Source organism: Luteibacter anthropi, assembly GCF_023699965.1.
GTDB lineage: Bacteria > Pseudomonadota > Gammaproteobacteria > Xanthomonadales > Rhodanobacteraceae > Luteibacter > Luteibacter anthropi.
The window spans coordinates 2,879,803-2,892,077 of sequence record NZ_CP077072.1 but is presented as its reverse complement, the minus strand read 5'-3'; the positions used below and the strand labels follow the sequence as shown (position 1 = coordinate 2,892,077).

The 12,275-nt window shown below is 64.7% G+C and carries 14 protein-coding genes and 1 tRNA gene; 7 read left to right on the top strand and 8 right to left on the bottom strand.

Annotated elements, in window-relative coordinates; translation table 11 throughout:
* Window positions 1–196 precede the first annotated feature (196 nt).
* From KR767_RS12560 to KR767_RS12545, 4 genes are all read right to left on the bottom strand, one after another.
* Complete coding sequence (locus tag KR767_RS12560) at window positions 197–1,240, bottom strand: TMEM43 family protein (protein ID WP_250876551.1); 1,044 nt, start codon at window positions 1,238–1,240, stop codon at window positions 197–199.
* Window positions 1,241–1,250: 10 nt separating this feature from the next.
* Window positions 1,251–2,957 (bottom strand): gamma-glutamyltransferase, encoded by a 1,707-nt coding sequence (gene ggt, locus KR767_RS12555; protein WP_250876550.1) that lies wholly within the window; start codon window positions 2,955–2,957, stop codon window positions 1,251–1,253.
* A 61-nt stretch (window positions 2,958–3,018) separates the two neighbouring features.
* Window positions 3,019–3,276 (bottom strand): YfhL family 4Fe-4S dicluster ferredoxin, encoded by a 258-nt coding sequence (locus tag KR767_RS12550; RefSeq protein WP_250876549.1) that lies wholly within the window; start codon window positions 3,274–3,276, stop codon window positions 3,019–3,021.
* A gap of 129 nt (window positions 3,277–3,405) precedes the next feature.
* Entirely contained in the window at window positions 3,406–3,867 is a 462-nt protein-coding gene (locus KR767_RS12545) for a MarR family winged helix-turn-helix transcriptional regulator (RefSeq protein ID WP_250876548.1), read from the bottom strand.
* Window positions 3,868–3,919: 52 nt separating this feature from the next.
* On the opposite strand from KR767_RS12545, the gene KR767_RS12540 reads away from it, so the two are divergent.
* Window positions 3,920–5,056, top strand: coding sequence for an FAD-dependent oxidoreductase (locus KR767_RS12540; protein ID WP_250876547.1), 1,137 nt, complete (start codon window positions 3,920–3,922; stop codon window positions 5,054–5,056).
* A gap of 252 nt (window positions 5,057–5,308) precedes the next feature.
* Here KR767_RS12540 and KR767_RS12535 read toward each other — a convergent pair whose 3' ends face one another.
* Genes KR767_RS12535 through rsmD form a run of 3 tightly spaced genes read right to left on the bottom strand, consistent with a single transcriptional unit; the run spans window position 5,309 to window position 6,939 of the window.
* Complete coding sequence (locus KR767_RS12535; protein WP_166947910.1) at window positions 5,309–5,812, bottom strand: hypothetical protein; 504 nt, start codon at window positions 5,810–5,812, stop codon at window positions 5,309–5,311.
* Window positions 5,813–5,829: 17 nt separating this feature from the next.
* On the bottom strand, window positions 5,830–6,342 hold the full coding sequence (gene coaD / locus KR767_RS12530; protein WP_250876546.1) for a pantetheine-phosphate adenylyltransferase: 513 nt from the start codon (window positions 6,340–6,342) through the stop codon (window positions 5,830–5,832).
* A gap of 27 nt (window positions 6,343–6,369) precedes the next feature.
* Window positions 6,370–6,939, bottom strand: a complete 570-nt coding sequence (gene rsmD / locus KR767_RS12525) for a 16S rRNA (guanine(966)-N(2))-methyltransferase RsmD (protein WP_166947906.1) — start codon at window positions 6,937–6,939, stop codon at window positions 6,370–6,372.
* Between the two features lie 64 nt (window positions 6,940–7,003).
* Here rsmD and ftsY point away from each other — a divergent pair, with 64 nt between their 5' ends.
* The 6 genes from ftsY (at window position 7,004) to KR767_RS12495 (ending at window position 11,564) form a co-directional block, all read left to right on the top strand.
* The gene (gene ftsY / locus KR767_RS12520) at window positions 7,004–8,134 is read left to right on the top strand and encodes a signal recognition particle-docking protein FtsY (protein WP_250876545.1); all 1,131 of its coding nucleotides are present in this window, start codon (window positions 7,004–7,006) and stop codon (window positions 8,132–8,134) included.
* Window positions 8,135–8,163: 29 nt separating this feature from the next.
* Window positions 8,164–9,192, top strand: a complete 1,029-nt coding sequence (locus KR767_RS12515) for an AsmA family protein (protein WP_250876544.1) — start codon at window positions 8,164–8,166, stop codon at window positions 9,190–9,192.
* On the top strand, window positions 9,189–10,235 hold the full coding sequence (gene mutY, locus KR767_RS12510; RefSeq protein ID WP_250876543.1) for an A/G-specific adenine glycosylase: 1,047 nt from the start codon (window positions 9,189–9,191) through the stop codon (window positions 10,233–10,235). The genes KR767_RS12515 and mutY overlap by 4 nt, the downstream gene beginning before the upstream one ends.
* The gene (locus tag KR767_RS12505; RefSeq protein WP_166947900.1) at window positions 10,232–10,510 is read left to right on the top strand and encodes an oxidative damage protection protein; all 279 of its coding nucleotides are present in this window, start codon (window positions 10,232–10,234) and stop codon (window positions 10,508–10,510) included. The genes mutY and KR767_RS12505 overlap by 4 nt, the downstream gene beginning before the upstream one ends.
* A gap of 67 nt (window positions 10,511–10,577) precedes the next feature.
* Window positions 10,578–10,653: transfer RNA gene (locus tag KR767_RS12500), tRNA-Phe, on the top strand.
* A gap of 182 nt (window positions 10,654–10,835) precedes the next feature.
* Entirely contained in the window at window positions 10,836–11,564 is a 729-nt protein-coding gene (locus KR767_RS12495; protein WP_425602669.1) for a BPL-N domain-containing protein, read from the top strand.
* A gap of 136 nt (window positions 11,565–11,700) precedes the next feature.
* On the opposite strand, the gene KR767_RS12490 is transcribed toward KR767_RS12495, so the two are convergent.
* The gene (locus KR767_RS12490) at window positions 11,701–12,111 is read right to left on the bottom strand and encodes a nuclear transport factor 2 family protein (protein WP_250876541.1); all 411 of its coding nucleotides are present in this window, start codon (window positions 12,109–12,111) and stop codon (window positions 11,701–11,703) included.
* Between the last annotated feature and the right edge of the window lie 164 nt (window positions 12,112–12,275).

Sequence of the window (12,275 nt, the reverse complement as noted above, 5' to 3'; positions counted from 1 at the left end):
AGCCCCGTGTAGGAGCGCGCCTGCGCGCGACCGCTTCATCATTGCGAATGAAACGAAAAAAGCCTTGCTTTCGATCAGGCAGGCCATGATGGCTCGCCCGGTCGAAAGCAAGGCTTCCTTCGTCATGCCGGCCTGAGGGAGGTCGCGGGCGAGGCCCGCTCCTACAACATCGTTAGCGACGCCGCGATGATAGATATCAAGGAGATCGGGGTGGCGTGCGCTGTTGCGTGCGCCAGATGGCGAGACCGGCACCGAGCACGGCCACCAGCGCCCACACGCTGCTTGCCATGGCATCCTCGGTCACCCATAGGAGGCCGCCCGCAGCGGTAATGACCACGGTGGCCACACCAAGAGCGAACAGCGGATCGCCTTTTACCCTCGTGCCCGCCGCCAGCAGCAGCACGCCGAAGGACGCCACCAGCCCCGCCAGCACCCGCAATGTGATCGTGGCCTGCGGCCGTTCGGGCAGCGCAGGCAGTACGTCGCGCAGGCTGCGTTCGCCCACTTGAACCTCGAAACCCGGATTCGTATCCCTGGTGTCGCCCGGTGCAAGCACATCGCCATCGATACGCGCCAGCACCGTCATGGACTGCAACGGCACCGCCTCCCAACTTACGCGAAGATCGCCGAGTCGAGGTGCTTCCGGCTTACCGCTGGTGACGAGATAGTCTCCCGACCGCTGGAAGGTGGCGGCAAGGTTGGGCGGCAAGTGGTTCTCTTCTGGTGGAACGATCACACGACCGGGAAAAGCACGGACGATGGGCGCGGCAAGACGGAAGTTGCCAAGGCGAACCTCGCCCGCTTCGAACTGACGCCCCTGGATGGGAAAGGCACCCGGGTTGGCGTGACCGCCCGGCTTCGCGAATCGCGACGACTCGACCGGATGATCCACCCAGTCCAGCTCATAGTGCGTATCGCCCGCAACGCTGATCTCTCGCCACTGGAACATCTCCACATGACGAACAAGCAACGGCGATTCCATGCGCACGCCGAATTCCTGGTCGCGAGGCGCATCCACGATCTTCGGCAGGCCACTGACGCGCGTAAGTGAGCCGTACTGGCCCGCCGACGGACGCCCCTTGTCTCCAAGGTCCAGCACCGCCGGCCCCTGCTTCGCCAATGCCTGGTCGTAATCGATGGCCCGGCGCTCGTTCCAGAACAGAAGCGCCAGCGCCAGGATGACGAGACCCGCTCCGATGATTCGAGACCGCCCGTGCATGCCGTGTCCTTTCGTCTTCATGGCAGGCGCCTTATTGGACCTTGCCCAGACCGGACGGCCGACGCGGGTCGCTCGCGGCATCCAGCGTGTTGGTGCGATGGTCCCAGGTGACCACGTTCATGAAGCCCCAGGGCGAACGATCCTTCAGCACGTGACCCATCGCGGTAAGCGCCTTGGCCGTGGCGTCGTCGAACGCACCCGGCTCCACATCCACGCGGTCCGGCAGATACTGATGGTGATAGCGCTTCTGCGCCACGATCTGCGCGGCATTCTTGCCATCGATGAAGGCGAGGATGCCTTCCAGCACCTGGGTAATGATCGTGGAGCCGCCCGGCGAGCCGATGATGGCCGTGCGATCGGCACCGAACACAAAGCTGGGCGACATCGACGACAGCATGCGCTTGCCCGGCTCCGGTGCATTGGCCCAGGAATCGCGCAATCCGTAGGCATTGGGCTGGCCGGGGACGAGTGCGAAGTCGTCCATCTCGTCGTTGAGCACCACGCCGGTACCGGCCGCGATGAAGCCCGAACCGAACTCCAGGTTCACCGTAAGCGTGGAAGCCACCATGTTGCCGTCGGCATCAATCACCGAGAAATGCGTGGTATGCATGCCGGGCTCCGGCGCCATGGCGGGCGGCAGCAGCTCGGACGGCGTGGCCTTGTCCGGCGCGATGGTCGCGCGCAGTCCGTCGGCATAGTGCTTCGACAACAGCATGTCGAGCGGCATCTTCACGAAATCCGGATCGCCCAGGTATTCGTTGTGGTCGCGGAACGCGCGACGCATCGCCTCGATCGTGTAATGCAGCGAATGGGCGGCGTCGAGCTTCGTGAGGTCATAGCCGGCGAGGATGTTGAGCACCTCGGCAATGGCCACGCCACCGGACGACGGCGGCGGGGCGGTGACGATGCGATAGCCCTTGTAGTCCACGCTGAGCGGCTGGCGCTCCTTGACCTTGTAGCCATCCAGATCGGCCGTCGTCCACTTGCCACCGGCCTTGCGTGTGGAGGAAAGCAGCAGCTTCGCCGTTTCGCCCTTGTAGAAGCCGTCATGCCCCTTCGCGGCGATGCGCTCCAGCGTCTTCGCAAGATCCGGCTGCTTCAGCGTCCAGCCCTGCTTCGGCGGCTTGCCGCCCGGTAGCAGCACGGCGGCCGAGGCCGGCCAGCGCAGCAAGGTGTCCTTGTGCTCGGCAATGGTGTTGAGGAAGCGCGCGTCGGGCTGGAAGCCCTCCTTCGCGATACGGATGGCCGGGGCCAGTGATTCCGACAGCGGCAGCTTGCCGTAATGCTCCGCCATCCAGACCAGCCCGGCCGGCTCACCGGGAATACCGGCGGACAACGGGCCACGCGTGGAGGCATCACGATTGGGCTTGCCGTCCTTGCCGATGTAATCCTTCATGTCCACCGCCTTCGGCGCGGTTTCGCGCGCATCGAGGAAGGTGTTGCTGTTGTCGGACGCGCGATGCAGCAAGGCCATGAAACCGCCGCCGATACCGGAACTCTGCTGCTCTACCACGGCGAGGGTCGAAGACACCGCCACGGCGGCGTCGAAGGCATTACCGCCCTTGCCCAGCACTTCGAAGCCGGCATGGGTGGCGAGGAAATTGGCGCTGGCTATGGCCGCGTGGCCTGGGCCGCGCGAAGGTGCATCGGGCGCCTTGTCCTGGGCAGTGGCGCTACCTGCGCCAAGGACGAGGAAAAGGCTCGCGGCAAGCACGCGCCACGACGGAGCATGGGTCATCGATGTCTCTCCGGAAACAGGATCGCTGCCGTCGAGATTAACGCATGACGCCCGCGAGGGCTCAGGAAGCGGCTTTCGCCATCAGGTGCTCGTACTTAAGCATGAGCTGCTCGTGCGACTCCACGTGATCCGGATCGTGCGGAATGCACTCCACCGGACACACCTCCACGCACTGCGGATTGTCGAAGTGGCCCACGCATTCGGTGCACAGGGCCGGATCGATCACGTAGTACACCTCGCCCAGCGAAATGGCCTTGTTGGGGCACACGGGCTCGCAGACGTCGCAGTTGACGCAGGTATCGAGGATGATCAGGGACATGGGGCGATTTTACCCCATGCGCGCCCTTCATGCCCCGATGCGAATGGCTCTCGCCCACCGGGGCTCTCCAGCACCCCGCCAGGCCACCGGAACTGCCGCCGGCATCGCGAAGCGACGCAGCGACCGCCTTCAGCCCTTCTCCTGCGCCAGGGCGCCTTCCAGGTTTGCCTCGATACGCGACAGCCAGTCCAGGAGTTGGTGTCTTTCCGCTGATGAGAAGCCGGCAAGCGCAAGCTCCGATGCATCGTCCATCACCGCGTTGCCCTGCGGTATCTGGCGCTGCGCGAGCCGGGTCAACGAGACGAGGCGACTGCGTCCGTCTGCCGGATCAGGCACCCGCTCCACCAGCCCGTCACGCTCCATGCGTCCCAGCAACTGCGCCATGCTCGGCTGCTCCACCTGCGCGATACGCGCCAGCTCGGTCTGCGAAAGCGCTCCGGTGTTCTTCAGGGTGACGATCACCGGCAGCTGGCCCATGGAAAAGCCCAGTTTGCGCAGGGGTCCGTCCACCAGCTTGCCGAACGTCCGGTACACCTGCCCTATCCGTCGCATGGCTTCGCCGGGCTCGACGCCTCGTGATTCAGTTGCCATTACATAGGCGCCTATATATATTGCATAGGACCCTATATTAATCGTTGCTCCCATGAATTCCCATCCCAGGATCGCCATCATCGGCGGAGGCCCCGGCGGCCTCACGCTGGCAAGACTGCTGCATCGCCATGGCATGGCAGCCACCGTCTTCGAACGCGATGAACGTGCCTGCGCCCGCGCGCAGGGTGGATCGCTCGACCTGCACGAGGACTCCGGCCTGCTTGCCCTCGAACGCGCCGGGTTGATGGGCCCCTTCCTTGAGGTCGCCCGCTACGAGGACCAGGAAACCCGCTTCTACGACAAGCATGGCGCCCTGATCTTCGAAGACAGCGACACGACCGGTCGCCAGCGTCCGGAAATTGATCGTTCGGCGCTGCGACAGCTGCTGCTGGATGCCCTGCCCGACAATGCCATACGCTGGCACCGCCCACTGCGCGATCTTCGCGAAGGCGACGACAATCGCTGGTACCTGGTTTTCGACGAAGGCGACGAAGGCCCGTTCGACCTCGTCGTAGGCGCCGACGGCACATGGTCCCGGGTGCGCCCCGCACTCTCGCCCTACAAACCGCAACACAGCGGACTGTGCTTCATCGAGTTCGGCATCGACGACGCAGACAACGCCCACGCGGCCCTCGCAAAGCTCGTGGGGCGCGGAAAAATGGGCGTGGAAGCCGATGGCAAGGGCCTGATCGTGCAGCGCAACGGCCATGCCCATCTGCGCGGCTACGCCATCCTCCGCGTGCCCTTGGGCTGGGCCGAACAACGCTTCGACTTCACCTCGCCCGCCGCGGTGCGTGCCGGACTCATCACCGAATACGCAGGCTATGCCGACACCCTGCTCGACCTCTTCCGCGCCAGCAACGATCGCTTCGCCGTGCTGCCGATTCACGCATTGCCCGTAGGACACTGCTGGACACATCGCAAAGGCCTGACGCTGATCGGCGACGCGGCGCATGTGATGTCGCCCTTCGGAGGTGAAGGCGTCAACCACGCCATGCTTGATGCGCTGGAACTGTCGCAATCGCTGGTATCCCTACCCGATCCGGACAAAGCCGTCGCCGAGTTCGAATCACAGATGTTCGCCCGCGTCGCCCCTTCCGCAGAAAACGCTGCCATCGCCGCAGCAACAGCGCTATCGCATGATGGCGAAGCACAAACGGCACAGATGCACCGCGCAAACACCCACTAAAACACCGCCCCGTAGGAGCGTGCTTGCGCGCGACCGGTGATATCGAAACGATGATGATGTTCGCGACAACCGGTCGCGCGCAGGCGCGCTCCTCCAACAGCCTGCGATCATGTTCGGTAGAAGCGACCACGCCACACGCGCCGAGCGCGAGGCCGACAGGCGAGCCCACCCTACAAAGCAAAACCCCACAAAAAAAGCGCCCCTCTCACGAAGGGCGCCTCATGAACCCACCAGGCAAAAAGCCCGGCGCGATTACATCGCGACGAAGCGATACGTAGCGCCGCTCGAAGCCAGCGCATCGGCAACGCGCTGCTGGTCGGCCTGGTCGCCGATGAACAGCACGATCACGTTCTTGAACGTACCCGGCTGGGCGTTCTTGAAGGCTTCGACGATGAGGTCGGCCGTCTTCGCCGACTCCGGGCCACCGAAGACGAGCATGTTGCCCGGGGTGACGCCGCGGGCGACGGTGCCCTGCACGTTGTCGAGCTGGCGCTGGCGACCGTCCTGGCCTTCCTGGTCGTCACCGGCCGGCACGAAGTACGGGAACGGACGATCGGCGGTCATGCCCTGCATGTTCTTGCGCACGATCTGGCCGAAGAACTGGCTCCACGCCTTGGTGTCCTTCGGATCGGACGGCTTGGAAACGGCGGCTTCCTGCTGGGTGGCTGCCTGGTCGGTGTCTTCCGACTTGTTGCAGGCCGAGAGAGCCAGGGCGGCGGTCAGGGCCACGGACGCGGCGAGGACGAACTTACGCATGATGATCACCTTTGGTTTCAAGAGTTGCGCCAGCGCTGACGCATGGCCTGCTGCACCGCCGGATGCACGAAGCCGGATATATCGCCACCAAGGCGACCGATTTCACGCACGAGCGAAGAGGAGATGAAGCTGTACTGCTCCGCCGGCGTCAGGAACAGCGTCTCGACCTGGGGAATCAGGTGACGGTTCATGCTGGCCAGCTGGAATTCGTATTCGAAGTCGGACACGGCGCGCAGGCCACGCAGGATCACCCCCGCGCCGATCTCGGTGACGAAATCGGCCAGCAGGCAGTCGAACCCGCGGACCGTCACGTTGGGCAGGTCGGCCAGTGCCAGGCGGGCCAGCGCGATGCGCTCGTCCAGACTGAAGCCGGGACCACCCGGACCTTTGTTACGACTCTCCGCCACGGCCACGATGATGCGGTCGAACAGGGGGGCCGCTCGCGACACGAGGTCGGCGTGACCGTTCGTGATCGGATCGAACGTGCCCGGGTAGACGGCAAGACGCGGATTGACCAGCGGAGGAGTCATGGACTGGGGGTCGGAGGAAAACGCGGGCTAGCTTAACGGATCGGCCGGGGTGCGGCGATAGAGGGCGTAGGCCACTTCACCGGCCTGCCCCTGGCGATGTGGTAGCCAGTTGGCCGGCAGGTCGAACGAGGCACCGCGGGGAGACTCCACGTAGATCCAGGCATCCGCCGCCAGCCAGCCGGCCTCCTCCAGCCGCAAAGCCGCCTCGGCCCAGGCGTCGTCGGCAAAGGGCGGGTCCATGAAGACCACGTCGAACGGCTTGCCGCCGGCCTTCAGCCAGCGCGCGGCATCGTCGGCCACCACCCGGGCCTCTGCCTTCAGGCGGGCCAGGTTGGCTTTCAGCGCCGCCACGAGCTTCGGCTCGCGCTCCACGAAGGTGACCATGCCCGCCCCGCGCGACAGGGCCTCGATGCCCAGCGCGCCCGTGCCTGCGTACAGGTCGAGGCAGCGCGCGCCACTGATAACCGGCTGCAGCCAGTTGAACAGGGTCTCGCGCACGCGGTCGGAGGTAGGCCGCAGGCCCGGCAGGTCGGGGACCTCCAGCCGGGAATTGCGCAGGTTTCCGCCGATGACGCGGATACGACCGGAGCCGTTCATCGATCAGCGGCCAGTAGGGGCGGGAGTGCTAGCATTCGCACATTGTCTTTGAATCCGCCGCGCAATGCTCAAGTTCTGGAAAAAGAAGCCCGCCGAACCCGTCGCGAAGCCCGAGGACGCGCCCATCGAGGAGCGTATCGACGCACCGACCGAGGCCGTGTCGATCGACAGCGCCCCGATCGTGGCCGAAGTGCTTGCCGAAACCGCGGCTCCCGCCCCCGAGCTGCCCGAGGTCACCCAGGAAGCCGAAGAGGCCGAAGTGGTGGAAGCCGCACAGCCCGCGCGCCGCAGCTGGCGCGAGCGCCTGGCCGGCAGCGGCTTTGCGAAAAGCCTCACCTCGCTCTTCGTACGCCATCCCAAGCTCGACGACGACCTGCTCGACGAACTGGAAACGGCGCTGATCACCGCCGACGTCGGCGTCGAGGCCAGCACCAGCCTCGTCGAAGGGCTGCGCAAGCGCATGCACAAGCGCGAGTTCTCCGATGCCGGCGAACTGCTCAAGGCACTGCGCGCCGAGCTGGTCGGCCTGCTCAAGCCCGTGGAGAAGCCGCTCGACGTCTCCACGCACAGCCCCTTCGTGATCCTCACCGTAGGCATCAACGGCGTGGGCAAGACCACCACCATCGGCAAGCTCGCGCGCCGCTATACCGACGAAGGCCGCAGCGTGCTGCTCGCCGCCGGTGACACCTTCCGTGCCGCCGCCGTCGAACAGCTGAAGACCTGGGGCGAGCGCAACAAGGTGCCCGTGGTTTCGCAGGGCCAGGATGCCGACTCCGCGAGCGTGATCTTCGACGCCCTCCAGGCCGCCCGTTCGCGTGGCACCGGCGTGCTCATCGCCGACACCGCCGGTCGCCTGCACACGCAGAGCGGCCTCATGGACGAGCTTGGCAAGATCGGCCGCGTGATGAAGAAGCTCGATGCCCAGGCGCCGCACGAGGTGCTGATGGTCATCGACGGCACCACCGGGCAGAACGCCATCAGCCAGCTTCGCCAGTTCCGCGACACGGCGAATGTCACGGGCCTCGTCGTGACCAAGCTCGACGGCACGGCCAAGGGCGGCGTGATGTTCGCACTGGCCCGCGAGTTCGGCCTGCCCATCCGCTACGTGGGCCTGGGCGAAACCGCCACCGACCTGCGCGTCTTCGACGCCGAAGCCTTCGTCGACGGCCTCCTGCCCAGCCAGCTCGGCGGCTGAGTGGAAGCGGCACGGGCAAGGTCGCGGCCATGAACCGCCGACTGCGGATCGGGTTGTATGTCGTGGGCGGCACGTTCCTCGTGCTGCTCGTGGCAGCGCTTATCGCCACCTACGTGGTGCTGCAACCCGAACGCTTCACGGCCCTGCTGCAATCGCGCGCCCGGGCAGCAGGACTGGAACTGACCCTCGCCAGCCCCGCCAGCCCCACCCTGTGGCCCAAGCCCGCGCTGGAACTGGACGGCCTCACCTTGCGCGGCCAGTCCGTCAGCACGCCGCTGCTGGTGGCCTCGCGCGGCAAGCTGGTATTGCCATGGCACACGCTGCTCGGCGGCGAAGCCACGATGTCGCGCCTGGAAGTGGAAGGCGTGCGTATCGATCTGGATGCCGTGTCTGCGTATCTCGACACGCTGCCTCCGCGATCTTCCATGGCCGGCGCCACGTTGCCGACAATCGATGCAGGCTTCCGCATTACGCGCGGCACCTTGCTGCGTGGCACGCGGCTGATGCTATCGAACATCGAAGCCAACGCCGATCGTCTCGCCAGTGGCAAACGATTCGTGCTGACCCTGTCGGCACGTACCGCTGACGACACCCCCTATGCGCTGGAACTTGAAGCACTGCCCACGCTCGACCATGGCGTATTGAGCCTCACCGGCACGGGCCTGCGTATCTCCAGCGAAAAGCGCTTCGGCATGGACTTGCAGGGCACGGCAACCTGGCGCGGAGGTGCCGACATCGGCGCATCCCTGGCCGGCAAGCTAACCCGGGCCGATGCCACGCCCTACGACATGGCCCTGAGCGTGACACCCGCCAACCAGAACGATCCGCTCTACATCGCCCTCAAGCTCGACGGCGACAACGAACACACCAACCTGCGTGTTCCCCCGATTGCCCTTGCCTCATGGTGGAGCGGCATGCAGGGGGTCGGCTCGCCTACCCTGCCCCCGCTGGTAGGCACCGCCGACATCGGCAGCCTCGACGCAGGGAACGTCCACATCAAGGGCCTGCACTTCGAATCCACGCCGGCGCAGGCCTCAACGGCCGGTTCCACACCTTGAACGTTTTTGCACGCGAACTGCTCCGCTGGTACGACCACCACGGACGCAAGGACCTGCCCTGGCAGCATCCGCGCAGCGCCTATCGGGTATGGCTGTCGGAAATCATGCTGCAGCAGACCCAGGTCGTGACCGTGATGGGTTACTTCCAGCGCTTCGTCGATCGCCTGCCCACGCTGCGCGACCTTGCCGAAGCCGACGAAGACACCGTGCTCGCACTGTGGTCGGGCCTTGGCTATTACCGTCGGGCACGCTTTCTCCACCAGGCCGCACGCCTGTGCATGGAGCGCCACGACGGCGACCTGCCGCGCGACCTCGACGCATTGATGGACCTGCCGGGCATCGGCCGCTCCACTGCCGGCGCCATCCTCGCGCAGGCGCACGGGCTGCGTTTTCCCATACTCGATGGCAACGTCAAGCGCGTACTCACGCGCTACCACGGCATCGCCGGCTTTCCTGGCGAAAGCGCCATCGAGAAGAAGCTCTGGCTGCATGCCGACGAACACACCCCGGCCAAACGCACGGCGGACTACACGCAGGCCATCATGGATCTCGGCGCCACGGTCTGCGTGCGCAGCAAGCCTGCCTGCCTGCTCTGCCCGCAGGCGGCCACCTGCATCGCGCATCGCGACGGGCTCACCGCCGTGCTGCCCACGGTCAAGCCCGGCAAGAAGGTGCCTACGCGCTCCGTCGCGATGCTGCTCGTGCGCGACAAGCGGGGGCGCGTGCTGCTTGAGCGTCGCGGCCCGCAGGGTGTGTGGTCCGGCCTGTGGAGCCTTCCCGAAGCCGTCGACGCCGACACGGCCCCGGCGGTAGCGGCCACCCTGGCTCGTGTTCGCCAGGCCGATCCCCTGCCCGCCTTCACCCACGTCTTCAGCCACTACAAGCTGGACGTTTCCCCCATCCTGTTCGACCATGCGGCCCCGCTCGCCGCCGTGGCCGATCGCGCCGACCGGCGCTGGTGCAATCGCGACGAGCTTGCCTCGCTCGGCCTGCCCGCCCCCGTGCGCACGCTGCTCGACAACCTTCCGGAGATATCCTCATGACGCGCACCGTTCATTGCGTGAAACTCGGCCACGACGCCGACGGCCTCGACTTCGCCCCCTGGCCCGGTGATCTGGGCAAGCGCATCTACGACAACGTATCGAAGGAAGCCTGGGCCCAATGGCTCAGCCACCAGACGATGCTGATCAACGAGATGCGCCTCTCCCCTCTCGACCCGAAGACCCGCAGCTTCCTCTCGGGCGAGATGGAGAAGTATTTCTTCGGCGGCGACGTGGTCCAGCCGGCCGGTTACGTTCCCCCCGAAGAAAATACTTGACGACGGCCTTCACACCCGCTTAAATACGCGGCTCAACTCGCCGCAACGTTCGCGTTGCAGCACTCGTGGCTGAGTAGCTCAGTTGGTAGAGCAGGGGATTGAAAATCCCCGTGTCGGCGGTTCGATTCCGTCCTCAGCCACCATTATTCAAGGGCCTGCAGAAATGCAGGCTCTTTTTTTATACCTTGAACAAGGCATCTTTTTGCCCGCCGAATCGACACCCGCCCCATGCGGATGGCCCATGCCTTGAGGTGTCGCGCTTCAACACGGCCCGGATGTGAGCGATGATGAGGCTTCCTGCCGACTTGCCCTCCCGAGGCAACGAATGCGATCTGTGGCCATCCTCATCTTCGGCGCAATCCTCTCCACGTCCGCCATGGCCCGTGAAGACCGGCTGATCCACGTCGCGGTCTACAAGGGCCCTGCGTCCTGCCGCGATTGCTCGGAAGCCGCGAAGCTGGCCATCGAGAAAAGCGGGCCGGAATACCGTGTCGATTTCGTCGGTGCCGGAGAAAAAATCGACATCACCGCAGCAACCCTCGCTCGCTACGACATCTACGTACAACCTGGCGGGGGCCAGGACATCGACGGAGCATTTCGCAGCCTCGGGCCGGCCCGGGTGAAAGCCCTGCGGGACTACGTGACACACGGTGGCAGGTATCTCGGCCTGTGCATGGGCGCTTACCTGGCCGATGCATCGCATCTGAATCTCGTCTCGCAAGATCTGGACTCCGAGGTGGGCCGACCCGGGTTCCCCGTAGAGACCATTGAAGATGCCGCTGTCGATGTTCACTGGCTTGGCCGGCAAACAAGCATCTTCTATCAGGATGGCCCCTGGCTGGAATCCGACACGGCGAATCCCGGATTCCGCGGCATCGCAACCTATGCAAACGGCGACCTGGCCGTGGCTCGTTACACCATGGGCAACGGAGTTGTCGTACTGAGCGGACCCCATCCTGAAGCCGGAGCCAACTGGTTCGAGGATGCCGATATCCCCGTAGAAAAAATGCCTCGCGAAAATCTGGTAAAGGACCTTCTGAAGCAACTGGACTAAGCCACGTCAACGACATACGGAGCCATCGCTCTGTTACGTACAACGAATGGAGCATCGCCTGTCAGGCACAATCGCTCTATCGTCTCTTCGGTGAAACGCCGGAAGGCATCCCCGCTTCCCGGCGTCGTGATGAAGATCAATTCAGGCAGGTCTTCTCGTCCGTACGCGCGGTGTCAGCCACACCGACCATGAGCCACTTGCCATTCAGCTTGAGCAGGCTGAATTCTTCAGACGCGCAGTGGCTGAAATGACCATCGTCGGTCCACGTATAGGGGGACCAGACCGAAGCCAGATCGTTGTCGACATGGACGACAGGATGGTGAAGCGTCTGCACCATCTTGCCCGGGGGCTGCGCGACAATGAGGTCGGCAATCTGTTCGATGGTCAGGCGACGCAGACCACCCTCGGCATTTGCACGGGCGCTCATCACTTCCATATGCGGAACGGCCTCCGACAACATGGCTGCCTTGTCGCGGCGTGTAATGGCGGAGAGGAAATCGTTGACCGTTTTCAGTGCGGCATCTTCTTCCGTGGATGCGTGGGACACGCCCACGCACCCCATAAAGACGGCTGCCGCCAAAGCAAGTTTGCGAAACATCATGAGTGAGGAGCCTGTGGTGTCAGAGGGTGAGATAGAAACGCGCCGCCGGGACAGATAACCCGTAAATCGTCCGCGGCGTGGATATAAGTATCCCGGCGGCAAATAAAGCT